Here is a 25,239-nt window from a genome sequence, read left to right as displayed (position 1 = left end):
AGCTAATAAAATTAATTTAAAAAATGTTAAAAAAGTCTTCCCTTTTTAAATTGTTATAGTAATATACGCACCCGCTGGCAACGACAACAGTCGTAACAGTAAAAGTTATCAGGCGGGGCGTAGCGCAGTCTGGTAGCGCACTAGCATGGGGTGTTAGTGGTCGCAGGTTCAAATCCTGCCGTCCCGACCAGAAAATGTTTTAGCCGATATAGCTCAGTTGGTAGAGCATCTGACTTGTAATCAGAGGGTCCCGAGTTCGACTCTTGGTGTCGGCACCATTTTTGGTTAAGATCACTGAAGTTGTTTTTAAAAGTTATTCTATAAAGGCCGATATAGCTCAGTTGGTAGAGCATCTGACTTGTAATCAGAGGGTCCCGAGTTCGACTCTTGGTGTCGGCACCAATTAAAAACAGTTTGAACATTATGTGTTGCCGCTATAGCTCAGTTGGTAGAGCATCTGACTTGTAATCAGAGGGTCCCGAGTTCGACTCTTGGTGGCGGCACCAATCATATAAAGTAAATATTATGTATTGCCGATATAGCTCAGTTGGTAGAGCATCTGACTTGTAATCAGAGGGTCCCGAGTTCGACTCTTGGTGTCGGCACCAATAATACGTAAGGGTTGCTAGAAAATGCCGCTATAGCTCAGTTGGTAGAGCATCTGACTTGTAATCAGAGGGTCCCGAGTTCGACTCTTGGTGGCGGCACCATCTAAAGCGATGTGAAAGCTTCGTCGTCAGACGCAAAATTGATAAATGGAGCGGTAGTTCAGTTGGTTAGAATACCTGCCTGTCACGCAGGGGGTCGCGGGTTCGAGTCCCGTCCGTTCCGCCATTTATCTTTATAGGGTATTTGGCAAGTTATTTAAATGCGAAAGCATCTAAATGGGTGTGTAGCTCAGTTGGGAGAGCGTCGCCCTTACAAGGCGAATGTCGGGAGTTCGAACCTCTCCACACCCACCATCTAAAACGATGTAAACTTTTCGTCGTCAGACGCAAAATTGATAAATGGAGCGGTAGTTCAGTTGGTTAGAATACCTGCCTGTCACGCAGGGGGTCGCGGGTTCGAGTCCCGTCCGTTCCGCCATTTATCCTTATAGAGTATTTGGCAAGTTATTTAAATGCGAAAGCATCTAAATGGGTGTGTAGCTCAGTTGGGAGAGCGTCGCCCTTACAAGGCGAATGTCGGGAGTTCGAACCTCTCCACACCCACCATTCATCATTTTCTGCTATTTGATTCCGCATTTTGTTTTATATGCGATTTCTTTCTTTATTCTATATCGATAAAAATACGTTAATTTCGTTTTATCTAATTGAAAATATTTGATTTTACTGTTGATGTTTTTATCCATTTCTATGTTTTTGTGGTGACCTCTTTGGTCTGGTATCACTTATTGCGTCTTATCTGTTACCCAGAATGTCTTCTTAAATTGGTGTGCCTTGCCGTCTAGAGTTGGATGTTGTTTATTATAAGTTATTGTGATGATCTGCATATCAATCTACAGCTTATTAAACCTAATGGAATCATTGCTGAAATGTTAATTGGTTTCAGGTTTTAGTATGTTATTTTGCTCATTTTCTGATTGCATTACCTCTATTCTTATTTCTGAATAATCTAAACCTCATTTCTAAAAAATCTGCTGTACTTCTTACTGTGTCGTTAGGACTTTTAAATACAGATCTCTATGCTTTTATGTCTGAGGATAGGTGAAGAGGTTTATGCTTGGAGTGTGATTTTTTAGGTTTTTTATCCCAAAAAGCAGGGCTTTTACCGACTTTTTTGAAGAGTTTAGTCTAAAGTGAATTAAAGTGGGTGTGGCTTTTTCAATACAGATTTGAATTTTATCGGTCAATAAAATCGTACAATAAAAAATAACTAAAAATATTGTATATCCGAAACGTTTTGGATTATATTTATCCAAATCGTTTCGGATTTGTTATCGAGACGAATGAGGAAAAAATGAATAAGAAGAAAAAAACAACATTAAAGTCAATTGCACAACACTTAAACATATCTGTAACAACTGTTTCTAGGGCGTTGTCAGGATACGATGATGTGAATGCTAAAACGAAGCTTCATATTCAAGAAGCAGCAAGAGCGCTTGGTTATGTGCCAAATTTAGCTGCGCGTAGATTGGTTACAGGAAAAAGTAATGCGATAGGCATTTTATTACCCGTTCCTTATGGCGATATGAGAGATCACTTCTTAAGTCACTTTTTACTTCATTTTGGTCGTTCTTTGCATACACATAATCCAAACCTAGATTTGATTGTTTCTTATGCTCCGGAGGGCGATGAAGAGCTTTCAACATATCAACGCTTCATCGATGGCCAACGAGTAGATGCTTTTGTGGTTATGAGAACAAGAAGGAATGATGTACGAGTGGATCTTTTACAAGAACAAAATATTCCGTTTGTAACGCACGGTCGTACAGAATCACCAGAAAGTCATAATTGGATAGATAGCGATGCGATTTCAGGTTTCGATTTTGCTACACAAAGCCTAATTGATAAAGGGCACAAAAATGTTGTGTTGCTTAATTTACCAGAAAGAATATTTACTTCTCAAATGAGAACGGAAGGCTATATTAATGCAATGGAGCGTGCTGGATTAACACCTCATACGCATATCACTGAAGTGGTTGATGATATTCCATACAAAATTTCGTTAGATCTGTTACAGCAAAAAAATGCACCAACAGGGTTTATTTGTGCCTCAGATGTCATTGCTCATCAAGTTGTGAGGGCGGCAAAGCATTTGGGTATCGACCCTTGTTTAGATATTAACATTATAGGGTGTGATGACTTACCTGTTTCGTATCTTGGGGACCCCACCATATCGACACTACGATCTTCTTTTGAAGCTCATAGTCAGGCAATCATTAATATATTGCAGTCCCAACTGAACGGTCAGGTCTTCGTTCCCAGAAATAAATTAATTGATTATGAATTAATTGAAAGACAAACAAGCAATCAAGCTTTTTTACTTCCTGATTAGTTTGTAAACCGTAGGCATGGCACGAATGTCTATAAAACCTAATCGCTCTTGGCGATTTAAAAGTAATAATAGGACTTTAAAGATGATAAAAAAAATAATACTACCAATCTTATTAGGATCTTCAATTGCTTCGGCGAGCGAGGTTGTTTTTTATTCTACTCAAGCAAACCCTTTGAAAGAAGCAGATGCGATGAGAAATGATGTGTTAATAAACTACGACGGAGAAGTGAAGTTTCTTCCTCAAGAAGCAGGTCCTTTCTTTTCTCGTATTGAGGCTGAATCCCGAGCTAACTCAGTAACACTTGGTGTTTTAGGTGCTTTACATGGTCAGTTTCCTCAAATTCAAGATTCATTAGACTCTATTGACGATATTCTAGGTGCTGTTCCTGATATCAAAGCAAACAAGACAATGAGTGATCTGGGTAAATTAGGAACAGAGAACCAGAAATACATTCCTTGGATGCAAGCAACCTACATCATGGCTGCAAATAAAAAAGCATTGCCTTACTTACCTGAAGGGGCTGATGTTTATGCGCTAACTTATGATGAACTTGCTGTTTGGGCTTCAAATATTAAAGAAGCAACTGGTGATGCTAAGTTGGGTTTCCCCGCTGGAGAAAAAGGTCTAATGCACCGCTTCTTACAAGGATATTTATACCCATCATTCACTCATTCTGTTGTTACTGAATTCCGTAGTGATGATGCAAAAGACATGTGGAAATGGTTTAGAGACCTTTGGCAAGATGTGAACCCAAGGTCAACTGCATACAGTTTGATGCAAGAACCGTTATTGACGGAAGAGGTTTGGGTGGCCTTTGATCATACAGCACGTCTAAAAGATGCGTTTGATCAAAGACCTGATGACTTTATTGCTTTCCCTGCTCCATCTGCAAAAGAAGGACGTGGATTCATGCCAGTTATTGCTGGTTTAGCCATTCCTAAAGGAACACCAGATCGTGAAGGGGCTGCAAGCTTAATTAAATACCTGTCTCAGCCAGAAGTTCAAGTTAAAACACTTAAAGCAACAGGTTTTTACCCGATTGCTAATGTAGAACTTCCTGCTGACCTACCTGCTAACGTGAGAATTGCAGGTAAAGCCATTTCTCAGCAAGCGGGTTCTGCCGATGCATTGCCATCAATGCTTCCAGTAGGTCTAGGTGATTTAAGTGGTCAGTTTAGTAAAGCGTACAAAGATACATTTCAACAGATCGTTTTACGTAATGCAGACATCGATAGTATTTTGAATCGTCAAGCAGTTGTTTTAAAAAACATAATGAGCACGGCTAATGCACCTTGTTGGGCTCCTGACAAGCCAAGTGAAGGTGTTTGTCCAGTTAACTGATATCTCGTTTTAGTAGCCTGAGAGGTCGATCCTCTTGGGTTATTGTCTAACTTAGTTAAACAGATTTCAGGATGTCTTATGAATATTAAATCTTATCCGTATATTTTGATTGCTCCCAGTATTTTATTTTTACTGGCATTCTTTATTTATCCATTTATTGAAGTGTTTGTCCAAGCGTTTACCACGACGAATGGTGAAGTTACGCTTAAAAATTTCGATACAATTTTTAATGACTTTAACTTTTTACCTTCTTTAAACAATACGTTACTTCTTGCTTTTGTGGTCGTGCCTGTGCAGCTATGTATGGCTGTTGGTATGTCTTTAATGATCTCCAAAATGAAAAAAGGTCGTGATATCGTCCTTTACATTTGGACGATTCCCCTTGGTATTTCTGATTTAGCAGCAGGTATTGTTTGGCTGGCATTGCTAGATCAGAACGGTTTCTTGAACAGCTTTTTGTTTTCAATTGGTATTATCGACGGACCAGAGAGTTGGTTAAATTATAATAACCCTGTAGCAATTTTTGCTGCAATTGTCTTCGCGGAAATTTGGCGAGCTACGGCAATTCTGCTTGTGATTCTAGTGTCTGGTATTGGCTTAATACCAAAAGAGTACTACGAAGCAGCTGAAATATTTGGAGCTAATGCTTGGGTTCGTCTTTGGAAAGTTACTTTACCTTTACTTCGACCTAGTCTTCAAACAGCGCTTATCCTGCGCACCCTATTGGCGTTTGAAGTGTTTGCGGTGGTCATGCTTCTAGGTGGAACAAACATGCCTGTTCTTATGGGCGAAGCATTTAATTGGGCGTTTACTTATCGTGATGCCGGTGCTGCTGCTGCTTATGCTGTAGTGATTTTAGTTCTATCTATTGTATTTACTCTTTTCTACTTGAGGGTGCTACGTGTTCCTAAGGGGGCTCAAATATGAGTAACTTAAATAATGATGCTTCTTTAGAGCAAGAGATAAAATCGGCAAATCAAAAAAATAAGGTGTGGCGCTGGCTCTTTATAAGTGGAACTGCGTTTTTGGTGTCGTGGATATTATTTCCTATCTATTTATTAATTGTGAGTGCATTTAGCTCGGCAGAAGTTGTGAACGGTTGGCCTAAGGCATTTGTACCTGAATTTGATATGGAAACCATTCAGTTCTTTATGAATTACTATGGTGTTCTTGATGCGTTAAAAAATTCCTTGATTGCAGCTGTTTTCACTATGGTGATTTCGATCGGATTAGGGACGCCAGCAGGTTATGCTTTGGCGCGTTTTGAATTCCGTGGTAAAGAAACGTTTAGAATGATGATTCTGTTAACAAGAGCATTTCCAATGCCGTTGCTCGCTTTGCCTCTTGCTGTCATTTTTATCAATATTGGATTGGATGATACGCTCTTTGGTTTGTCTTTAGTGCATGCCGCCTTGGCGCTTCCTTTTGCGGTGTTAATCACTTCTAGTTTGTTCCTTGGTATCCCTGTTGAACTTGAAGAGGCTGCGTGGGTTCTTGGCTGTAATCGTTGGCAAGCATTTATTAAAGTGGTAATGCCTTTAGCTTTACCTGGTTTAACGGCTTCCGCTGTTTTTGCTTTCGTTATCTCATGGAATGAAGTATTTGCTGCAGCCGTATTAACGATTAATAACCAAACTTTAACCGCATTTTTAGTACAAAGCTTGTCATCGTCTCCTGCTGAAGTGAAGTTTGCAGGTGGGCTGATTTTGATCATGCCAGCAATCTTATTCTTATTTGTGGTTAGAAAATATCTATTCAGTATGTGGGGGATTGCAAATCGTTAATTGAGCAATTTTATGACCATACATTGATATTTATTTTTAGGAATTATTTATGACAACTATTTCAATTGAAAATGTTAAAAAGTCTTTTGGTGATGCACACATACTGAAATCAGTCTCTTTAGATATTAAACATCAGGAATTCACGGTTCTTTTGGGGCCATCTGGTTGCGGTAAATCCACGTTATTAAGAATTATTGCAGGTTTAGAAACGCAAGACTCAGGTGTGATAAAAATTGGTGATCGAACCGTTTCTCATCTTCCACCAAAAGAGCGTAATGTGGCGATGGTGTTCCAAAACTACGCTGTTTTCCCTCACATGACTGTGTTTGAAAATATTGCTTTTGGCCTGAGAATGAAAAAAGCGTCCGAGAGTAAAATAAAAGAGAACGTTGAGCGTACCGCTGGGTTGATGCATATTGATCACCTGTTACAGCGCTATTCTGGGCAGCTATCTGGTGGTCAAAGACAGCGTGTTGCCGTAGCTCGTGCGTTAGCAGTAGAGCCAGATGTCTTATTAATGGATGAACCGTTATCCAATCTAGACGCTCTTTTGCGTTTACAGATGCGTGCGGAGTTGAAAGCCGTCTTGGAAGCCTCTAAAACGACAACGGTTTATGTCACTCATGACCAAGTGGAAGCGATGAGTTTGGCAGATAGAATTGCGGTTATGAATGCGGGTCGAATTGATCAATATGGTTTACCTGACGATATCTACAATTACCCATCTACTGAATACGTTGGAAGTTTCATAGGTAATCCTCCAATGAACTTTATTTCTCCTGACTTCCAAATAGGGGAGATACCAACTGGGGCTTCTCAGTTGGGGATTCGCCCAGAAGATTTTAATATTTCGACTGAGCCTAGAGATAATTACTGGCCGATTACCGTCTTAACAAGAGAGCGATTAGGCTCCCATCAGCAGATTTCTGCTGAGTTAAATGGGCAATTGTTCCGAGTAAACATTGCAAATGAAATCAATGTGGACAACGGTAGTGTTTTATATTTAGAACCTAAACACGATAAAAAGCGTTGGTACACTGAAAGCGGGAAACTTATTCTATGAGTCAAACTGAGCATTTAATTACAGAGGCAAAGAAAGTTCTACGTGACAACGACCTCGGTGGTTATACGGTTCCAACAAAAGGGTTGTACCCATTTCAATGGAATTGGGATGCGGGAATTACTGCTCTTGGTTGGCTATACATTGATGAACGTAGGGCATGGACTGAGTTTGAGATGTTATTTGAAGGACAATGGAAAAATGGCATGGTTCCTCATGTTGTTTTTCATCAAGATTCTGATGATTACTTTCCTGGACCAGATCAATGGGGGGTAAAAGGTACGCCTTCTACTACATCTATTTCACAGCCACCATTGCTGTCAACAATGATAAGGATTATCTACGAACAAAGTATGGATAAAGAGCTTGCGAAAACGAAGCTGAATGAATTATTGCCTAAATTAATTCAGTATCATGAATGGTGGTATCGTGAACGTGATCCAGAATCAACGGGTTTAGTATCAAGTTATCATCCTTGGGAATCTGGAATGGATAATAGCCCAGCTTGGGATGATGTCTTAGCGAGGGTTCCACAGGTACAAAGAAGTTATCAGAGACGTGATTTGAATCATGTTGACAGTGATCAACGCCCATTAAAGGAGCAGTATGATCGCTATATTTATTTGGTGGATTTCTTTCGTGATAACGAATTTGATTATCAAAAAATATATGATAACTGCCCGTTTCATATAAAAGATATTAGCTTAAATGCAGTATTACAACGTGGTACAAAAGATATCATTTATTTAAATACACTTGTATCTGAGTCATATGACTTGGAGGGGTTAGAAAAAGCATCGAGTAAAGCAGACGCTGCACTCAATGCGTTGTGGGATCAAGACAAGCGAGTATTTTTAAATAAAGATAATGCGCTAAATAAAAGTATTGGAATACGAACATCTGGCGGTTTTATGCCACTTTATAGCCATTCTGCTACAGTAGAGCAGGCTAAAATGATGGCTGATGAAGTGAAAAAATGGTTGGTACTTGGCCCTAAGGGATTGGCATCGACGCATCCTCTTGAGGAGTCATTTGATTCTAAGAGATATTGGAGAGGGCCTTCATGGTTGCATATAAATTGGATGATTGCAGATGGTTTGAAGCATTATGGTCATGATGATGTGGCGGAGGAGCTAAGACTAGCCTCTCGTTCTATTATTGATCAATCCGGCTATTGGGAGTACTTTGACCCAATTACGGGTGAAGGTTGTGGTGGTTCTGATTTTTCTTGGACGGCAGCAATTGCATTACATTGGTTGCTGTAACAATGTGAAAGCGCTGTCTGGCTCTACTAAGCAGCGTTTTTTTTATTTATGCTCAGTGATCTTTGACAAGGGTAAAAGCGGTGAATCCAGAAATTTTTCTAAAAGAGTTATTTAATGTTGCGGTAAAAAAAGCGCATCCAAATGATGGGCTGATTTCTGCACTATCTACTTTGCCTAAATGCATTAATGGAAAAACCGTTATTCTTGGTGCGGGCAAGGGTGCTGCGGCAATGGCATCAATTGCAGAAGGCTATTTTGAAGGTGATGTGAGTGGCATTGTGGTAACTCCTTATAATCATGGATGCGATACCAGTATTGTTGAAGTTGTGGAGGCGGCTCATCCAGTGCCCGATGGCGCAGGCCAAGTGGTAGCAAAAAAAATGCTTTCAATAGTAGAAGATCTATCTGCTAATGATAGGGTCATCTTTTTGGTTTCAGGTGGTGGTTCTTCTTTGCTGGTGTTACCTGTTGAAAGTATTGAATTGAGTGAGAAGCAATCTATCAACAAGCAGTTGCTGCGATCTGGAGCGAGTATTGATGAAATTAATTGTGTGCGTAAAAAACTGTCTCAAATAAAAGGCGGTCGTTTGGCGTTACATTGCATGCCTGCAGAGGTTCATACTTTTGCAATTTCAGACGTGCCTGGTGATTCTCCAAGTGTTATTGCATCTGGACCAACGGTTCAAGATGATACAACGGTTGAGGAAGCTATTGAGGTTTTATCTCGTTATAATATTCAAGTATCACATTCTGTTTTATCTTACTTGGAAGAGCAAAAAAACCATCAATCAGAGTGGAATGTATTGCCAGAAAAAAATACCTTTACTATTGTGAGTACACCACAAATGTCTTTGGATGCCGCAGCAAAATACGCATTATCTCAAGGAATTACTCCGATTATCTTAGGTGACTTAGAAGGGGAATCTCGTGAGGTGGCGAAAGTTCATGCAGGTATTGCAAGGCAAATCGTGAATTATAACCAACCATGTACTGCCCCTTGTGTTGTTATTTCTGGCGGGGAAACGACCGTGACGGTTAAAGGAAAGGGTCGAGGAGGGAGAAATGTTGAATTTTTACTGTCTCTCACTTTGGACTTGAAAGGTGAGAAAGGCGTATCAGCTATAGCATGTGATACCGATGGGATTGATGGAACGGAAGATAATGCAGGTGCGATCATGTTAGAAGGCACTTATGACAGTGCACTTAAAAAGCAGCTAAATCCTCGTGATTACTTAGAAAATAATGATGGATATAATTTTTTCGAAGCATTAGATTTATTGATATTCACGTCACCCACTAGAACAAATGTAAATGACTTTCGTGCAATCTTAATTCAAAGCGAAGGATTTACGGCTTCATAAGTTTACACATCTAAGATCTACAATTACTTAACTAATTACTAACTTTATAACAATATTGTTACAAAGTTAGTAGTTATGAATTTTAAGGGGTCGTAAATGAGTACAAAAGTAAAAATTCTATCCCCAATTGGCGGAATGATCTAAGCTGTCTAGGTAAGCTTGGTCAGAAATATTTGTCCAAACTCGTGCTGTTTTTAAGTATTCAGCTTGAGAGTCTAAAATTTCTTTTGCTAATGGATCGACTGCGGCTTTCTCTTCCAGTAATTCTTGGTTAGCATTTTTCATTGCAACAAGAACGTCTTAAGTGAGCAAGTAACGCGGGGAAAGGCGCTATGGAGTAAGCAGACAAAAGTAGCCTAACTTATCCCGTGTACGTAAACTCTCGAGCTCGGAATTAAGGTCTCATGCTATAAAATTTAGCGGGTTATAACGTACTTTAGCTTTTGGCTTGTGTGCTTGAATATAAATAAAAAAGCCCTCAATAATTGGCGTTCAACTATTGAGGGCTTTTTGGTTTTTTTGGGCTGCGTGAGCGTATTATTGCTTTAGTAATCTTGTTTATTTAATACCGCGGCCTAATGAATAATCCTGTCAAGGGCTTATTAAAACGTCATATTCATACCAAAAGAGAAGACATCCGCTGATGTTTCATAATCGGCATCTAACCGACCTCTTACAGCATCTTCTGAGGCTCCATTACGATTAACTTTCACATCTTCAATGTCTACATTTGTGTAGGCGAAGGATAGGGTGGTTGCTTCGCTAAATGCGTACGTTCCGCCTAATGAGATCCACTGACGGTCGCCATCTGGTGCTCTTGCCGAGCGAAATTCATCTGTAGCAGGGGAGTTGTCTATAGCATAACCAGTTCGTAGTGTTAGCTTATCGTTTGCTTTGTAAGTCGCACCAATGGAGTAAAACCATTTGTCTTCAAAGCCAAAGGATAACACTGAGTTAGCTTGCTTAACATTATCGTCGCCAATATCAAAGGCAATGTTGAGCCCATCCATTGACGACCATCCTGTTCTAATAGCACTTGCACCCAGGGTCAGCTTGTCATTAATATCCTGCTCAAAACCAAACGATAAAACATCAGGAAGGGTAATTTTATCGAATAAGTTTGCATTGTCAAGACCAGCATTTATTAGTGTAGGGCCGATGTTTTTGTACTCTACATCACCTTTTTCAGTCAAATCGATTTTTGAACGATAGCCAATACCGATTCGGGTGCCTGTTTGTGGCTCGATTTTAATACCTAGCGCATAACCAACCCCGATATCGTCTGCTTTGATGCTACCAAAGCCATCCCCATTGGCGCTGTTGCCACCTTGAAAATCCGTTATAGCAGACTCTAGTATTACCGTAGTGCTGTGAACTTGAGCACTAGCACCGACAGACAAGATGTCAGAATAGCGATGGGCGATAGAGAAAGCGACGGCAATGTCGGATACTTCTGACTTAGATGAATGATAACGACCCGCCCAGTCGGTTCCATACTCACCTGATAGGGCAAAAGGAACGTTCAAGGATGCGCCTAATACCGTCTTTTCAGAAATAGGGTGAGCATAGATGATCGATGGCACTAGACCGTTGTCAACGATGTCTCCAGGCGAAGCGGAGCCGCTTAAGTCGTTGCCTGTTGCATCCGAAGCACTGTTCACTGTCACGTTCATTTCAGGAAGGATTAACGCGCCAGAAATGTAAAGAGTAGGTTTGTCTGTATTCGTTAAGCTAGCAGGGTTCCAGAAGCTGGTAGAAATGTCATCATTGCTTGCCGCACTGCCTGCTAATGCATTACCTGACGCTGTAGCACTGTGATCGTTTAAGGCAAAACCAGCCGCATGTATTGTTTGAGAAACCATCGTTAAAGTGACTAACGCAATGCTGGCACCTAATTTTGTATATTTAAACATAATGCTCTCCTAAATGTATGATTGGCCGTACCGTTATTGAATGGTGCTTGAAGGATCGGATGTTGCCGATTGAAGTAACTTGCCTTCCGATCTTAAGAAACTAATGACTTCAGACTGCATTTCGCTGGTGGCCCGTGCTGCCGCTTCCACAGATAAGCCGAACTCTGCTTGTTCTGAATCGGTTGCGGTGTTGCTTAATATACTGGTGTGCTTTCCTACTAGGAAGTTGGTGTAAATACGCTGACCCGTTGCCGACGCGGTGGTGCCGGACACCTGCGCTAAATTAAGGGCTTCAATTACGCCTGTTGTACCGGCTAAAGGAAAACCATCGTCAACTAAGTTATTAGGAATCGTTTGATCACTTAAGTTAACCCCATTACCGACAATTTGGGTAACCAAAGTGGGTGTTGATGTAGTTTTACTCGCCCATGCAATGGCGTCACCACCATCAACAACGGCCTGTGCGCCTGTAATAAATGCGGTGAGGAATCGGTTGTAAGACAAAGTAACGATCTGCTGGAATGTGTCATTGGCAACAGGGTCAGAGCTGTCTCTAAAGGCAATAACCTCTGCTGCGGTGTAACCTAAGCTACCAGCGATGGAGCCTGCAAAGGCGTCGGTTTGAGTAAGTGCTGTCTTCACAATTGGCCCAAAACTAGGAGAGTAGCCCATAATCGCTGCTGTTTGCGCACCATTTACTGTCAGTGCCGAAGCGTTATAGAGAAATGGATTGCTAGCGTCTGTTAGTGGTGTGGAGCCTGCCCCATCATAAATTTCAGACATGCCCTGAATCATGGTGCCAATAATAGAACCTAGAGACACGCCAAATAAACTGGTTTTGTCTTGATTTACGGTCAAACCTGTTGCTGTGTTAATAGAAGAAAAATCAGAATTCTCAATGGAATACTTCAACGCAAGCTGATCACTGGCTGCTTGTCTTAAATTATCACGGGCTGTAAGTAGGCTAGACAAGTTACCAAATACAGCGGCGCTGCCACTTTGATATTGGCTGCCATAGCTGGGATTTGTCGCTGTGACTTCGTATTCTGCATCAGTATCAAGGTTAGCAGAACGAGATCCATGCAAAGGTTGATCGATTGCAATGGTCATCATACCTTGGCTTGCGAAGGAAGGTGCGATTGGGAAGATGGTTTCTTTAATAGCAGTAATACCATGGACAAACTGAACCACTGGGATCTCCGTGATTGGAGAATCTGGGTTCTGTGCATTCATCGCAGCAATTAATGTGGCACTTGGGACGGTTATTTGAACGGTCACTTTGTTTGGTTGGCCAACAACTTGAGTTGGTTCAACCGGTGCTGCGTCACCTTTCCAAACGGCTTGTCCTGAACTGTTAACCCAGTTGCCACATAAGGTGATGCCTGTAGGGCAGGTGTTGACACCAGGAATAGTGATACCCGGATACGGTAGGTAATAAGGTAAGTCTAATTCAGCTTGATACACCAATGTGTTATCCGCAACAAAGGCTTCGGTTGTACCATCAGTTAACGAAACTCCAAAGCTTGATGATAATACTTGGCGAGCGGTTAAACCTGTATTGACGATATTGCTGAGTAAACCATTGTCCGCAACAATTTTATCCATCACTGCTTGAGCAACCGGTTCAATAGATTGAGTAGTAAACGTGGCGGAGTAAGTAATGTTGGTTGGCTCGATTTGCGCAAGAAAAGCACCAGTACTGTTTATCCCTTGAATCAAGGTTCCTAGTGCCGCATTGCGACCAAGGTTTGCTACTGGTGTTTCACTTAAAGTATTAAAGGTAGCAGAACGCGTAACGGCTTGATTAAAGTTATCCGTAACTGTGTTAGTCACTAAATAGAAATAATTAGTATTACTTTTGAATGCTTTTAACGGGGTTACGGTAATGCCTGCGGTGCTGGCAGATGTGGTGTAGTCCGTACCATGTACCAATTGACGAATAGACGATGGGTCGGCGGTACAAGTGCCAAGGGCAAAACTGGTGCCTTGTGCGCATTCAAATAACAATACGGCATTGTCTTGAGAGGCAGAAGTGCTATCTATTGTCGTCAATGATTTTTGTTGATCAGGTAACTCGATTGCGATCGTAAATGAAGAACTGACACCCCAACCATCAAGTTGAGCGGTTGAAGTAAATACGTCCGCTGAAGATGGATTAGGGATTCGAGATAACCGTCCTGCTGTGGATGCATTCAGAGAACCATCTTCTAATAGAATATCATTAGGAGTTGAAAGGACGCCATTAGCAGGATCAAAGCTGACAATCGGATCATCGACAGTCGCAGCACTAGGTTGAGCGGTAGATGATATATCATCGTTACTGTCGATCACTTTCTCAACTTCGTTACACCCTGCTAATGTAACAGTGGCTGCGATTAGGGTAGCGAGTACGGTTTTATTCATTTTAATCTCACTCTTCTTTTTGTTTTCGAGTTTAAAGTAGTTGTATAAAAATCGGTTATTGATATTACTCATGTGCATTTTGTCTCCTTACCTTATGCCTTGTTGATATAAAAATAAACAATAAATTGACATAAAAATATGTTTTTTTAGTCAATAGATATGAGTTTTTTGAAAAGGAGTCGGTTGTATTCAAGGAGAGTATATATGGTATAAATCGAATAGATAAAATTAGGTGTTTTTGGGTGACTTTCCACAGTTCTTCTACTCCACGTTGAATTAATAAACCATTCGAAGTTCTTTCGCCTTTGCGTGATTGTTTTCTGTCCATTCCTGACTTGGTGTTGGTTTTCCATAGTAATACCCTTGAAGAGTATGACAGCCTAGTGAAATGAGCAAGTTTGCTTGCTCTTTTGTTTCTATCCCTTCAGCAATGACTCTCATATTAAGGGAGTTGGCTAATTGAATAGTGGATTTTACAATATCAAGATGTCTCAATTCATTAGGGAGTGGTGCAATAAAGCGTCTATCGATCTTGAGTATGTTCGCTGGGATGTCTATAAGCTGCCCTAGAGAGGCTTGACCCGTTCCAAAATCATCAATCGCAATAGAGAACCCATATTGAGAAAGCGCTTTGAGGCGCTTATGAATCAATGGATGGGTCATCACTTGACTGGTTTCCGTAATCTCAAGCTCTAACATGTCGGATAACCATGGGTAATCAGCGCTCATTGACATGAGTAAAGCAAAAAATGAATCATTCATCAATTCCTGACCTGCTAAGTTAAAAGCAACCGGTGTATGGATTTGCTCGCGATGCCATGCCTGTAAGATAGAAATTAACTCACGTAAAAGATTCTCCGACAGTCTAGGTAACAGACCTAAGGTTTCTGCTACACGGATAAAGACAATTGGAGACACAAAAGAGCCATCTTTTTTCTGCCATCTAGCCAATGCTTCGAATGACTGAACTTGCCCGGATGGAGAAACCTGCGGCTGAAGCCAGATTCGAATATCGTTGCGTTTAATTGCGGCATTTAACTCCATGCCTAGTTGATGCTCTTCAAAAAGCTGTTCTTCCAGTTCATGGTCAAAGTAAGAAATTTTTTTCGCTTCAGAGGTATACTCCAATGCCATTTCACAATGTTCTAATAAGTCTTCAGCACTTTTCCCATCTGCAGGGAAATAGGTGACACCTACTTGATATTGAATAGTTAACAGATCGTTTTTGATTTTTAATTGCTCAGGCAAAATGGAATTAATAAGTGACGATAAGTTTCGTTGAATGAAATACGTATGGCTAAGAGGCACAAAACACGCAAATTTGACGCCGCGTAAACGGCCAATAATAGCTTGATCAGAGATCTTATTTTGTAATGCGCCTGAAAAAGCAAGAATGATTTTGTTTGCCTGCTCTTTACCGTAACGTTTGTTTAGGAGCTTGAATTGATTGATGCGCACAATAAACATCGCGCCTGTGCCCATTTTACTGTGTTTTCGTAGGCGTTTATTTACTTCACTGCAAAAATGGTTGTGATTAGCCAGTGAGGTTAATGTGTCAAATTGAACAATACGAGCATTGGTTTCTTGGGTATGAACAAGTTCAAGTTTTAATGCTTTTAGATGGGTTATGTTCTGCAAATGAAGTACGTAATGATCGTGCGTTGTTAGGCTTGATCGATGAAGTTCTAAATGCGTATCAGGGGACATCTTTAATGTGCATTCAGTCGAATTGGATTCCCAAAAATAATGATCAGAGGATGTTTTTCCGATAGGAGACATCCAGCTGTTAATCATTGAGTTTTCAACGGAGTTTATGTTGCCTTTTCCTAATAGCTCTTTAGCTTGATGATTTGCCTTTAATACCTTGCCGTGTCGATTACACAATAGAGTAGGTGTGCCTGTATGCTCGAAAATTTCTTCGTACAAGGCGTAATTTCGATTCAAGCGACGATACAAGGATTGCATGTGTTTAGAGTTTGCATCCAAGGTGAACAAAATACGAGTCGCCGCAAAAGGCAATGCGACATTAAATGCCATAAAAATGAGAATGTGCAGGTATTCAAATGAAAAAGGCAACGTAATATCAATGGCGGGAAAGATACTGACTTCGGTCCCTGCAAGAATAAAGCCTAATGTTGCTAGATTTATGCAACTCAGTCCAATGGCGCATCGCGCACTGAAGAAAAGACCGCCGAGAGTTGGCATTATGTACATTAAAATCAAACTGATTTGCAGGATTTGTTGGTCTTTTACCGTGGCGGCAAACACAATGCACGACGATGCAATGACAAATAAGCAGTATTGAGCGGTTTTTCTAGGTGATTGCCTAATGAATAGAAACGGAACAATGGAGGCAATCAAATACGACACATCAATAATAATAGCCGCGGTGTTGGACTCTTGAATAGCGAACCAAATGTTATGCAGTACAATGCCTGTAATAGACAAAAATCCACATGCCAAAATAAGCTTCAATGCACTAAGTTGCGATGTCTTGGTATCGTGCTTAGAAAGTTGTGTTGAGCTAATTAAGAAAAAATCTTTAATGTAATTTTTTAACATACACCGACTTAAAATTAAGAGACATACTCACCGAATTTAATAACAACTCACGACTAAGCGTTACTCCACAGTAACTAAAAAAGAGTCGTTAGCCAATATGATTTACAGTGAAAATGACTTTTTTCTTAAGTTAGATGATTATCCCAATGAACCTTGTCGAATTTTTGTACTAATCTCGCCGTTTCTTCCATTATATTGATGTGAAAGAGTTTTCCGCGGCCCGTTGAGAGAATAAATTCATGAGGCTTATTGGATGCTTTGACACCACAAACGTCTCTTAATACGTTCGTTGATAAGAATACATGTTCTTTAATTGACCAAAATGCAACCAACCCACCTCTTGGTGTCGTAACCGCTAAAACGTTTCCAGAGGCATCAAAGCGCACGCTGCCGCAATACTGTTTGAATTGCTGACGAATGGGTTCGGGCATGGGGAGATAGTCTATTTTTTCCGAACCGAGAGATGCAATACCAACAAGGGGCACAGCTTCCCATTTTTGGCCTTGATACTGAAAAGCAAGCGCCACTTTTCCATCTGAATTGATGTCTAAATGTCGAATACTTAGTTGATGCAAATCGCTTGAATGGGTGACTTTATGCAAAAGGCGACCGTCTTCCAGAGAGATAAAAGCGACATTGGGTTGCATAGAATCCATGTTTAATATCGTGCGGTCATTGTCTGGGTGAGTTCTTAACCCACCATTGGCGACGACCAACGTGGTGCCGTTTAATAAACAGGATTGATGTGGGCCAATACCGTAGCTGGGCCATTCATTTAGAATGCGACCATTCAGCCAATCCCTTACAAACACCTTGCCTTCACCAGAGTCGTAGTGATTTTCTTGAGTGATAAGTCGGTTGCCGTCCGCTGAAAACACTGCATGTCCATAAAAGTGATGACCGTTTGATGGTGTAATTTGATTAACGTGTTTACCTGTGATGGTATTATAAACCGTTATAAAAAAACCGGGACGACGGCTTACAATGGCAACAATCGGCTGCGTTGGATGAAAAACAGGGGCGTGGGCGCGTTCATTAAGAGGTTTCTGCCAGAGCAATTGACCCTGATGATTGAGTAAGCCTATATGGTGTTGTTTATTTGCGTCCGTAAAAGCAGACGCAAATAAACCTTGATGAAACGTGTCTTCTGACGCGGAAACAAGCTCCTTGGACTGTAATGGAGCACTGACAGAGCCAAGAAGAGGAAGCACTAAACCTCGTGTCAAAAAACCCCGGCGATTCATGTTTACTAATCTCCATCACGGCTATTAAAACCGATATTAAAACCAAGCTGTACAATTAAACTTTGCAATTGTGATTGGCTTTTGGAAACAGAGGATACCAGCGCTTGAATCTCTTTCGTTGCACTGGTTTTTGTGAGTGCGGCTTGCTGGAAAAAATCGACGGGTAGAGTATTTACCAGCTCTAAACTCGTCATGAACTGTTTATCCAAAGCAAGCGCTTCTTCTGGGTACGTTTGATTGGCCAGATCAAATAACGACGGTGAACCTGCGTGATAAAGGTCAAGGTAGGTTTGTAGATTTTGCTTAATGGCATTAAGGGATTGATTACTTAGATAAAACTCCGCCATTTTTGGTTTCGTCTTGCTGTGATAACCAAGAGGCACTTCAATTTTACTCTCTTTGACAACTGATATGTGCTCTAGCCATTGTTGTAGTAGTTGCTCCAGTGCCAGCGTATTGAGATGATCATCTCTGTCTTCTTCCACAAAGACCCAGTCAGTGACACTATTAACACGCCACTCGAAAGCAATATCGCCTGTGGTTTCTGCGTGGTACTGAGTGATTTGAGTCAGCAATGTGCAGTTTATTGCGTCCGATATGGGGTTAAAGCTATCACGGTAAAGAAGGGTCTCGATAGCCGTTAAGCCTTTCACGGCAATACTGGCTTTCTTCCAAAAATTATCCTGATACGTTTGATCTATGTCTTGTTTTAGGTTCCTCAACTGTCTGGCAGTCAGGCCTTTTTTATCCGGCCAAAACTCAAAACCGTAAAATCGCATAAAGTAACTAACAGGGCCAAAATTCAGCCACTGGACTTCTTGCCAATCCAGCATGTTTTGGGTAAACGCCGCACGTGTTTTATCTAAGTTATTCGCATTAGGGGTGGCGCACAATACTTCTGCTTGCTTCGAAAGTGCTTCTGAAGACAGGTGGTACTCTTGATATTTAGGCTTTAAAAATGTGTTTTGGATACCATCCAATGGGCCCTGCCACTGAGCGGAGTGCGTAACCGATGAAAATAATAAAGAAAAAGCAATTAGATTCGATGCACAAAATAATTGAGCTGTATGTTTCATTTATAAAGATTCCAAAAAATAGAGTAAATCACGTCGACTGTTGGTGTTTAACATACGGTACGCAGCCTGTGAAGCGGCTGCTTCACCACCGTGCCATAAAATGGCTTCGTTTACGTTTCTAGCTCGTCCGTCATGCAAAAAGCCACCGTTGGGATTCTGTTTTAGGCGCTCACTGATTCCCCATAAGGGTGCAGTACGCCATTCATTCGGTGTGGCGTTGTATTCATTGAACTCACTGGCAAGTGCATCGCCCATGTCGTGCAAAAGGAAATCACTGAACGGGAAGATAACACGGTTTTCTAATGTCGCTGAAAGTCTGCTTTGAGTCGTTGTAAACTTGGGAACATGACAGGAAAGGCAATTAAGATCAATAAACTGCTGCCTTCCTCTTTTAAACTGGGGCGATTTTATATTGTTTATTCGAGCTACGGGAAGCGTTCCAAGATAAATATTGACCCAATTCAACTGTTGTTGATTAATCTCAAGGTTATCAAGGTGTGCAGAGTTTCCATTGGGTGCGTGTAAGCAGCGCTCTTGCCGTGTCGTACAATCACCCGATGAAGCAGAAAATAAAGGCGTAGACAAACCAATATCACCATTAAATGCACTTTGGTTTTGCTGGTCTAAGGTCGGTTGAGTCGCTTTATAGCCGAAACGACCGACTTGCCATGTGTCGCTGGAACGATCCCAGACGATGTTGGCTTTACCACTGATGCCGTCATTATTTGCATCATCAGGGTCGGCGTTTGCCAAAATAGCTGACTCTGGAAGTGCGTCAATCAAGCCCATGCCCGTGAGATGCGGTGCTAAACGGGCCGAAAAGCGGGTGTTCGAATCAAAGTATTGGCTGTTTTCAATGGTTTTATTACGGATCGACCTACCTTGAGGTAATGGCTCTTGCTCCGTATCCTTTGTTTTTTGCGAGTGGGTAGCAGTATCGTGAGTCGATTCTACATAAAAATGAGGTGCTTGCAGGGTTACTACTGTACCGTCGTCTAAGGCGAGGGCCTTATTAGAATACTGAATAATAAAACTGGGTTCTACAGTAATTGCATGCACGCTTTTTGTTTGTAGCTGGTGTCCGTAAGTAGAATCTGGCAAAACAGACATACTATTAGGTTTGAATTGTTCGGGTGTATCCGTAGGGTGAGTTAATCCTAAACGTAATAAAAAAGCCGTTGTGTCCGCTGTGGATTCACCGTGTTCGGGTCGGCGACCACCACTTTGCTGTAAATGACAAGACAAACAAGAGCGAGCATTAAATAAAGGCCCTAACCCATCGCTTGCCAATGTTGAAGAGGGCGAGCTTACCCACAGTTTTTCAAAGATGGCTTGGCCTAAAACAGGCGAAAATTCTGTGTCTTTGGCATTGTTTTTGGTCAGCGTGCTGGCATGGATGGGATGAGAGCAAAAAGACAGAGACAAAAAAATAAGGCTGGCAAAAAAGCCAGCCTTCAAGGGTGCAGCCATTATGCTCGTGAGTGTTAAGCACGAGTAACCACAGGAAATAAATAACATTGTTAAATCGACTTCTCGAAATAGGCGTGAATCAAATTAGAAAACACTGCTTGGGTTATCAAGACTGTCTGACCCTTCTAATGTAATGCCTTGTAGATCAAGCAAACGAATGATTTCTTCGGTAGTACGCGTTTCTGCGACTAAAGAATCAATAAAGTTATTCACGATTTGATTGCCTTGAGTATTATTCATACCGATCAACACATCAAATGTATTACCTTGCATGGCTTCGTCAACCATGACTTGAGCCGCAGACTCCGTTGCCATTAAGTTGGCTTTCATGGTGATGTCTAAACTTGGTTTAGTGCTTTTAATCAAAGTAGATAAAGACGGGCCTTGTACCAGAGTACCATCAACACGAGTGTATTCGCCTAGATAGACGTTTTTGATACCTTTTGCATCATAGTAATGAGAGTAATGCGTATTATCAGAGAAGCAATCATGCTCTTCTTCTGGATCATGCAACAACAAACCTAATTTCGTTCTTTCACCGCCAAGTTCACCGTATGCCAAGCTTCCCATGCCGGTAAGAATGGTTGATAAACCTTCGTCAGCAGATTGCTCTAACAATGCAGTACGCGCCGCACCCGCTTGCTTCCAGCTTTGAGACATTTCTTCAAGATCAGTGATCAATAGATCTGTAGCGGCTAGTAAATAATCTCTACGACGGTCGCAATGGCTATTAGAGCAGTTTTCTAAATCGTAATCGGAAGCAGGGCGTTCACCCGCACCTTTGTCTGTACCATTTAGATCTTGGCCCCAAAGTAAAAACTCAATAGCGTGATAACCACTTGCTACGTTGGCTTCTACGCCATCGGCTTCGTGCAAGTGTTCAGCAATTAATTCAGGGGTGATTTTGCTCGTATCAATCGTATTATTGCCAACTACCAAGGTAGGGCTTGCAATAACATTGGCGTTGTAAAGATCGTTTACATCGGATTCTTCACCGTAAGAACCCGTATCAACGTAGTCAATTAAACCTTCATCCAGTGGCCAAGCGTTTACCTTGCCTTCCCAATCATCAACGATGGCATTACCAAAACGGTACACCTCACTTTGCTGATAAGGAACACGAGCAGCAATCCACGCTGTTTTGGCTTTTTGCAGATTGGCCTCGGTTGGGTTGTCTAAAAAGGCAACGATCTGGCTGCGCAATTCAACCGCAGTAATTAAGGAATCTTCAAATATGGCATCGGCAATGTCTGCATACTGAACAACAACCGCACTCTTTAAATCGTGTGAGGTTACAGCCATTGAATCATGGCTTGATGTTGTACTGCAGGCCGACAAGACAGCGGTAGCTAGGATTGATCCAGCGAAAAGAGGTGTTGAAGAAAGTTTCATTATTGAGCTCCTTTATAAATTAAGAGCTACACTAATGTAAATGATAACGCTTATCAATACTAATTTAGTATTAATATCCAAATTATTTGATAAGCGTCAATAGACTGTCTTTCTCTGTGGCGGCGCGACAAAAAATTCGATCTAATTTTTATACGCGATACTCCTGCTATTTACGTAAAGCGCCTAACAGTGTGTATTTGTATTATAAACAAGCTTTAGAGAAAGAGTTTAAGCTGGTATTACTAACGCTGTAATCACAAGCAGAGTAGCGTAGCAGGTTCTCTGCTTCCCATGACACAGTCACACTTTTAGGCACACTGCTTGGGTAGCTTGGAATAAAGCGATAAGACGCCAAAACATTGATCGAACTTTTAGGGCCTAATTCAATAGACCGCCCCACAAGACGAGAGCGGGTGCTGACATCATAGAGGTGATAATCCGTAGTGTATTCTAGGCTGCCATTGTCGTGTTCAAAGTTGAGCCAGATGTCTCGGTAAACGACAGTTTTGTTGGTTGGATTGGAAAGCTTTAATTTGGTGTAGATAAGCTGAGGCGTTCTTAATGCTTGAGACGATACTTTTTGCAACGTATTCACTGAAGACGTCTCCTGCCAAGGAAAAGACCCTCCAAATGAAATATTGGTTAGCTCAATCGTGTGTTTGTTAAAGGAAGCAATTGCTAGATTAATTGCGTCTTTCACGGGGGCGTAAAGTGCCACACACAAAAGCAATAATACAAGGTGCTTTGTTGAAGAGGGTACAGCGCGTCGAATCAAAGAAGTCATGGGGTATCCTTTGCTAATGCTCACAGTTGTATGGATAAACAGTACTGTATATAAAAACAGTAGTCAACAAAAAAGATATCCACAGTTGGATTTTTTCTGTGTACAAAATGACTTGTTGTCGAATAGATAATGGGAAAACAAAGAAAAATAAAGTGATGCGAAAAGTAGAAAGAGGCTTGTATTAAAAATTAGCTTGTAAAAACCGAATCTAAAAAAAGTAACTTTTTTGGGAGTCCTATTGACATGGCAGCTCTTTGAAGAAAATTTAAATGCGTAGTTCGTTGTATTTTATTGTTTTAAAAAGGAAAAAACGTTATTCCCACAGTCTTTTTCACGGTTTTTGTGGACAGAATGAATGTCAACGCCTTTTCTTATTTACTTTAGTCTTCCTTCTATTAAACTTTTAATGAAAGTGATCTGTTACTAGATTGACAAAGCGAAGAGTTAAAATATATCGATTTAGACGAAATTTATTTACGTTAAAAATGGGGTTAAAAGAAATTTTTTATCCGTGATTGAAGCGTTTATAATGCAACATTATCCTTAGATGTGAATGATTGTGAATAAAGTTGATGTAGTAATTATTGGTGCAGGCGCATCAGGTTTGATGTGTGCGGCAACGGCAGGTTACCGTGGCAAATCGGTTCTGGTGATTGACCATGCGAATAAAGCGGGGAAAAAAATTCTCATGTCAGGTGGAGGGCGCTGTAATTTTACCAATATGGATGCTGCTCCCAAGCACTTCTTGTCGTCCAACCCTCATTTTTGTATCTCCGCACTGCGCCGTTACACGCCACAAGACTTTGTCGATTTAGTGGATCGCCATGGGCTGGATTACACAGAGAAGGCGCCAGGGCAACTTTTTTGTGAACATTCCGCCAAAGACCTATTAGCCATACTTATGACAGAATGCGAATGGGCTGGTGTCACCATTCAGCTCAGTACCGAGGTGCTTTCTATAGAAGACATGGCAGGAGAAGGGACTAAAGAAGACGCTGAAGAAAAAGGCACAGTCAGCAAAAAACAAGTGCGCACCTCCGCAGGTTTGGTCGAATGCGACTCTCTGGTGATCGCCACAGGCGGTTTATCGATTCCCACCATGGGCGCATCTGGCTTTGGTTATAAAATCGCAGAACAGTTTGGGCTGCCTGTTTTACCCACTCGCGCAGGGTTGGTTCCATTAACGTTACAACCGAGCGACAAAGCGCGTTTCTCTGAATTGTCAGGCGTCAGCAGCGACATTACCGCGTCTTTTGAGGATAACGCCTTCACAGAACCTATGCTCTTTACTCACAGGGGCTTGAGTGGCCCCGCCATCTTACAAATCTCCAATTTTTGGACGCCCGGTCACCCTTTATTAATAGATCTGATGCCGCAACAAGACATCAAAGCCCAATTGATCCAACTGCGCCAAGATACGCCCAAAGCAACATTGGAGAAATGGCTTACCAAACAACTCCCGAAACGCCTAGTACAGGTACTAGTAGAAGAGAATGCATGGCAAGGGCCGTTCAGTGATTTAAGCAACGCCAAAATAGACAGCATTGCCAAGCAGTTGAACAACTGGATCATCAAACCCAACGGCACAGAAGGCTACCGCACCGCCGAAGTCACCCTAGGTGGCGTTGATACGGAATGCGTCTCCTCCAAAACCTTTGAAGTGAAAACCGTACCCGGATTGTATTTTATTGGGGAAGTGCTGGATGTAACAGGCTGGCTCGGCGGCTACAACTTCCAATGGGCATGGGCCTCTGGATTTGCCGCAGGGCAGTTTGTTTGATCGTTTTATAGCCCTATAGCCCTATAGCCCTATAGCCCTATAGCCCTATAGCCCTATAGCCCTATAGCCCCGACCTAATAAGACCTCTTTCCAGCGTTCGGTTAGAGGTCTTATACGCCATTGTTATTTGGAGGCTTGTAGGTTCATTGAATCAACCTATTTAATAGGAGTGTCTGAGTCGCTAACGGCAACAGAGGTACTGTTTTCAGTGCTGAGTCTTCTTGTTTTAATTTTGTGTTTAATGGCGATTTAGGGCCAAAACTGGTAACTTTATCGGCTTGTCCAAAATAAAATGTTTACAATCGAAGCCAATGAGTAATATTCATCTTGAGCTATGGTGTTGATGGCAAAGGTGAATAGGGATTGTACTTGAATAAATAGTCAATTTTCTAAAGACGACTAAGGAAAGTTTATGGAACGCATCAGTAATTTCGACTTTTTAAAAAAACATCAAGAATGGTTATATAAATTAGCCGAAAGTGCTGAACTTAATTTTTCCTCAGATCCTAATACGTCACTTATAAAAGTACGTCAATTAGGAGAGGCTATTGCTCAGTCCATCGCCGCTCGAATTGGTGTTGTATCTGGCAATAATATAAAACAAATAGATTTACTTAGAGATATTGATTACAACTTACGTTTAGACGATAACGTTCGAGATGCTTTCCACACTATTAGAAAATCCTGAATTCAAGTCCGAAGTGCGACACTTTTCACTTCAAGCAACTAAGCACATATTTTTAAAAATTACGGCTGGTTGCTTGAACCCTAAACACTTCCTTGGACGATTGTTTATTCGTCTCATC

General features: G+C 41.3%; 18 protein-coding genes and 10 tRNA genes. 19 read left to right on the top strand and 9 right to left on the bottom strand.

All coding sequences use genetic code 11. From position 1 onward, the window contains the following. Positions 1-113: 113 nt before the first annotated feature. From ACMUMJ_RS09825 to ACMUMJ_RS09745, 17 genes are all read left to right on the top strand, one after another. Positions 114-190: transfer RNA gene (locus ACMUMJ_RS09825), tRNA-Pro, on the top strand. 12 nt (positions 191-202) lie between these two features. Further along, a tRNA-Thr gene (locus ACMUMJ_RS09820) sits at positions 203-278 on the top strand. Between the two features lie 48 nt (positions 279-326). Further along, positions 327-402: transfer RNA gene (locus ACMUMJ_RS09815), tRNA-Thr, on the top strand. A 28-nt stretch (positions 403-430) separates the two neighbouring features. Next, positions 431-506, top strand: a tRNA-Thr gene (locus tag ACMUMJ_RS09810). 26 nt (positions 507-532) lie between these two features. Continuing rightward, a tRNA-Thr gene (locus tag ACMUMJ_RS09805) sits at positions 533-608 on the top strand. A gap of 26 nt (positions 609-634) precedes the next feature. Then, positions 635-710 (top strand) — tRNA-Thr (locus tag ACMUMJ_RS09800). A 47-nt stretch (positions 711-757) separates the two neighbouring features. Then, positions 758-834 (top strand) — tRNA-Asp (locus tag ACMUMJ_RS09795). 52 nt (positions 835-886) lie between these two features. Beyond that, a tRNA-Val gene (locus tag ACMUMJ_RS09790) sits at positions 887-962 on the top strand. 47 nt (positions 963-1,009) lie between these two features. Then, a tRNA-Asp gene (locus ACMUMJ_RS09785) sits at positions 1,010-1,086 on the top strand. A 52-nt stretch (positions 1,087-1,138) separates the two neighbouring features. Further along, positions 1,139-1,214, top strand: a tRNA-Val gene (locus ACMUMJ_RS09780). Between the two features lie 745 nt (positions 1,215-1,959). Next, positions 1,960-2,997, top strand: coding sequence for a LacI family DNA-binding transcriptional regulator (locus ACMUMJ_RS09775; protein ID WP_414678653.1), 1,038 nt, complete (start codon positions 1,960-1,962; stop codon positions 2,995-2,997). An 82-nt stretch (positions 2,998-3,079) separates the two neighbouring features. Next, positions 3,080-4,339, top strand: a complete 1,260-nt coding sequence (locus tag ACMUMJ_RS09770; RefSeq protein ID WP_414678652.1) for an extracellular solute-binding protein — start codon at positions 3,080-3,082, stop codon at positions 4,337-4,339. Between the two features lie 78 nt (positions 4,340-4,417). Beyond that, positions 4,418-5,266 carry a carbohydrate ABC transporter permease gene (locus tag ACMUMJ_RS09765; protein ID WP_414678651.1) on the top strand — a complete coding sequence of 283 codons (849 nt, stop codon included), beginning with the start codon at positions 4,418-4,420 and terminating at the stop codon, positions 5,264-5,266. Further along, a complete protein-coding gene (locus ACMUMJ_RS09760; RefSeq protein WP_414678650.1) occupies positions 5,263-6,123 on the top strand; it encodes a carbohydrate ABC transporter permease in 861 nt (286 codons plus the stop codon). Before ACMUMJ_RS09765 ends, ACMUMJ_RS09760 begins: the two co-directional genes overlap by 4 nt. A gap of 49 nt (positions 6,124-6,172) precedes the next feature. After that, positions 6,173-7,186, top strand: coding sequence for an ABC transporter ATP-binding protein (locus ACMUMJ_RS09755; protein WP_414678649.1), 1,014 nt, complete (start codon positions 6,173-6,175; stop codon positions 7,184-7,186). Next, entirely contained in the window at positions 7,183-8,448 is a 1,266-nt protein-coding gene (locus ACMUMJ_RS09750) for an MGH1-like glycoside hydrolase domain-containing protein (protein ID WP_414678648.1), read from the top strand. The genes ACMUMJ_RS09755 and ACMUMJ_RS09750 overlap by 4 nt, the downstream gene beginning before the upstream one ends. 80 nt (positions 8,449-8,528) lie before the next feature. After that, the gene (locus ACMUMJ_RS09745; RefSeq protein ID WP_414678647.1) at positions 8,529-9,809 is read left to right on the top strand and encodes a glycerate kinase type-2 family protein; all 1,281 of its coding nucleotides are present in this window, start codon (positions 8,529-8,531) and stop codon (positions 9,807-9,809) included. 117 nt (positions 9,810-9,926) lie between these two features. Here the strand turns inward: ACMUMJ_RS09745 and ACMUMJ_RS09740 are convergent, their stop codons facing one another. From ACMUMJ_RS09740 to ACMUMJ_RS09700, 9 genes are all read right to left on the bottom strand, one after another. Next, positions 9,927-10,094, bottom strand: a complete 168-nt coding sequence (locus ACMUMJ_RS09740) for a hypothetical protein (protein WP_414678646.1) — start codon at positions 10,092-10,094, stop codon at positions 9,927-9,929. Between the two features lie 317 nt (positions 10,095-10,411). After that, on the bottom strand, positions 10,412-11,722 hold the full coding sequence (locus tag ACMUMJ_RS09735) for an OmpP1/FadL family transporter (RefSeq protein WP_414678645.1): 1,311 nt from the start codon (positions 11,720-11,722) through the stop codon (positions 10,412-10,414). Positions 11,723-11,755: 33 nt separating this feature from the next. Further along, positions 11,756-14,197 carry a hypothetical protein gene (locus ACMUMJ_RS09730; RefSeq protein ID WP_414678644.1) on the bottom strand — a complete coding sequence of 814 codons (2,442 nt, stop codon included), beginning with the start codon at positions 14,195-14,197 and terminating at the stop codon, positions 11,756-11,758. Positions 14,198-14,401: 204 nt separating this feature from the next. Further along, on the bottom strand, positions 14,402-16,687 hold the full coding sequence (locus ACMUMJ_RS09725; protein WP_414678643.1) for an EAL domain-containing protein: 2,286 nt from the start codon (positions 16,685-16,687) through the stop codon (positions 14,402-14,404). Positions 16,688-16,812: 125 nt separating this feature from the next. Beyond that, complete coding sequence (locus ACMUMJ_RS09720; RefSeq protein ID WP_414678642.1) at positions 16,813-17,931, bottom strand: DUF1513 domain-containing protein; 1,119 nt, start codon at positions 17,929-17,931, stop codon at positions 16,813-16,815. Positions 17,932-17,936: 5 nt separating this feature from the next. After that, a complete protein-coding gene (locus ACMUMJ_RS09715; protein WP_414678641.1) occupies positions 17,937-19,007 on the bottom strand; it encodes an imelysin family protein in 1,071 nt (356 codons plus the stop codon). Then, on the bottom strand, positions 19,008-20,477 hold the full coding sequence (locus ACMUMJ_RS09710; RefSeq protein ID WP_414678640.1) for a di-heme oxidoredictase family protein: 1,470 nt from the start codon (positions 20,475-20,477) through the stop codon (positions 19,008-19,010). Positions 20,478-20,561: 84 nt separating this feature from the next. Further along, positions 20,562-21,869, bottom strand: coding sequence for an imelysin family protein (locus ACMUMJ_RS09705; protein ID WP_414678639.1), 1,308 nt, complete (start codon positions 21,867-21,869; stop codon positions 20,562-20,564). A 202-nt stretch (positions 21,870-22,071) separates the two neighbouring features. Continuing rightward, positions 22,072-22,653, bottom strand: coding sequence for a hypothetical protein (locus ACMUMJ_RS09700; protein ID WP_414678638.1), 582 nt, complete (start codon positions 22,651-22,653; stop codon positions 22,072-22,074). A gap of 553 nt (positions 22,654-23,206) precedes the next feature. Between ACMUMJ_RS09700 and ACMUMJ_RS09695 the strand changes: the two genes are divergently transcribed. Next, positions 23,207-24,433: a BaiN/RdsA family NAD(P)/FAD-dependent oxidoreductase gene (locus tag ACMUMJ_RS09695; protein ID WP_414678637.1), complete on the top strand. Its 1,227-nt coding sequence runs from the start codon at positions 23,207-23,209 to the stop codon at positions 24,431-24,433. A 412-nt stretch (positions 24,434-24,845) separates the two neighbouring features. Further along, positions 24,846-25,121 carry a hypothetical protein gene (locus ACMUMJ_RS09690; RefSeq protein ID WP_414678636.1) on the top strand — a complete coding sequence of 92 codons (276 nt, stop codon included), beginning with the start codon at positions 24,846-24,848 and terminating at the stop codon, positions 25,119-25,121. Positions 25,122-25,239 lie beyond the last annotated feature (118 nt).

The organism is Marinomonas phycocola, assembly GCF_047525455.1.
Lineage (GTDB): Bacteria > Pseudomonadota > Gammaproteobacteria > Pseudomonadales > Marinomonadaceae > Marinomonas.
The sequence above is the reverse complement of the archived record's forward strand: the minus strand, read 5'-3'. Positions and strand labels throughout refer to the sequence as shown.

Coding starts and splice junctions, on each gene's coding strand:
- ACMUMJ_RS09755 (WP_414678649.1), top strand. CDS start 6,173: ATGACAACTATTTCAATTGAAAATGTTAAAAAGTCTTTTGGTGATGCA.
- ACMUMJ_RS09770 (WP_414678652.1), top strand. CDS start 3,080: ATGATAAAAAAAATAATACTACCAATCTTATTAGGATCTTCAATTGCT.
- ACMUMJ_RS09695 (WP_414678637.1), top strand. CDS start 23,207: ATGATTGTGAATAAAGTTGATGTAGTAATTATTGGTGCAGGCGCATCA.
- ACMUMJ_RS09690 (WP_414678636.1), top strand. CDS start 24,846: ATGGAACGCATCAGTAATTTCGACTTTTTAAAAAAACATCAAGAATGG.
- ACMUMJ_RS09740 (WP_414678646.1), bottom strand. CDS start 10,094: ATGAAAAATGCTAACCAAGAATTACTGGAAGAGAAAGCCGCAGTCGAT.
- ACMUMJ_RS09705 (WP_414678639.1), bottom strand. CDS start 21,869: ATGAAACTTTCTTCAACACCTCTTTTCGCTGGATCAATCCTAGCTACC.
- ACMUMJ_RS09765 (WP_414678651.1), top strand. CDS start 4,418: ATGAATATTAAATCTTATCCGTATATTTTGATTGCTCCCAGTATTTTA.
- ACMUMJ_RS09725 (WP_414678643.1), bottom strand. CDS start 16,687: ATGTTAAAAAATTACATTAAAGATTTTTTCTTAATTAGCTCAACACAA.
- ACMUMJ_RS09775 (WP_414678653.1), top strand. CDS start 1,960: ATGAATAAGAAGAAAAAAACAACATTAAAGTCAATTGCACAACACTTA.
- ACMUMJ_RS09715 (WP_414678641.1), bottom strand. CDS start 19,007: ATGAAACATACAGCTCAATTATTTTGTGCATCGAATCTAATTGCTTTT.
- ACMUMJ_RS09735 (WP_414678645.1), bottom strand. CDS start 11,722: ATGTTTAAATATACAAAATTAGGTGCCAGCATTGCGTTAGTCACTTTA.
- ACMUMJ_RS09710 (WP_414678640.1), bottom strand. CDS start 20,477: ATGGCTGCACCCTTGAAGGCTGGCTTTTTTGCCAGCCTTATTTTTTTG.
- ACMUMJ_RS09750 (WP_414678648.1), top strand. CDS start 7,183: ATGAGTCAAACTGAGCATTTAATTACAGAGGCAAAGAAAGTTCTACGT.
- ACMUMJ_RS09760 (WP_414678650.1), top strand. CDS start 5,263: ATGAGTAACTTAAATAATGATGCTTCTTTAGAGCAAGAGATAAAATCG.
- ACMUMJ_RS09730 (WP_414678644.1), bottom strand. CDS start 14,197: ATGAGTAATATCAATAACCGATTTTTATACAACTACTTTAAACTCGAA.
- ACMUMJ_RS09700 (WP_414678638.1), bottom strand. CDS start 22,653: ATGACTTCTTTGATTCGACGCGCTGTACCCTCTTCAACAAAGCACCTT.
- ACMUMJ_RS09720 (WP_414678642.1), bottom strand. CDS start 17,931: ATGAATCGCCGGGGTTTTTTGACACGAGGTTTAGTGCTTCCTCTTCTT.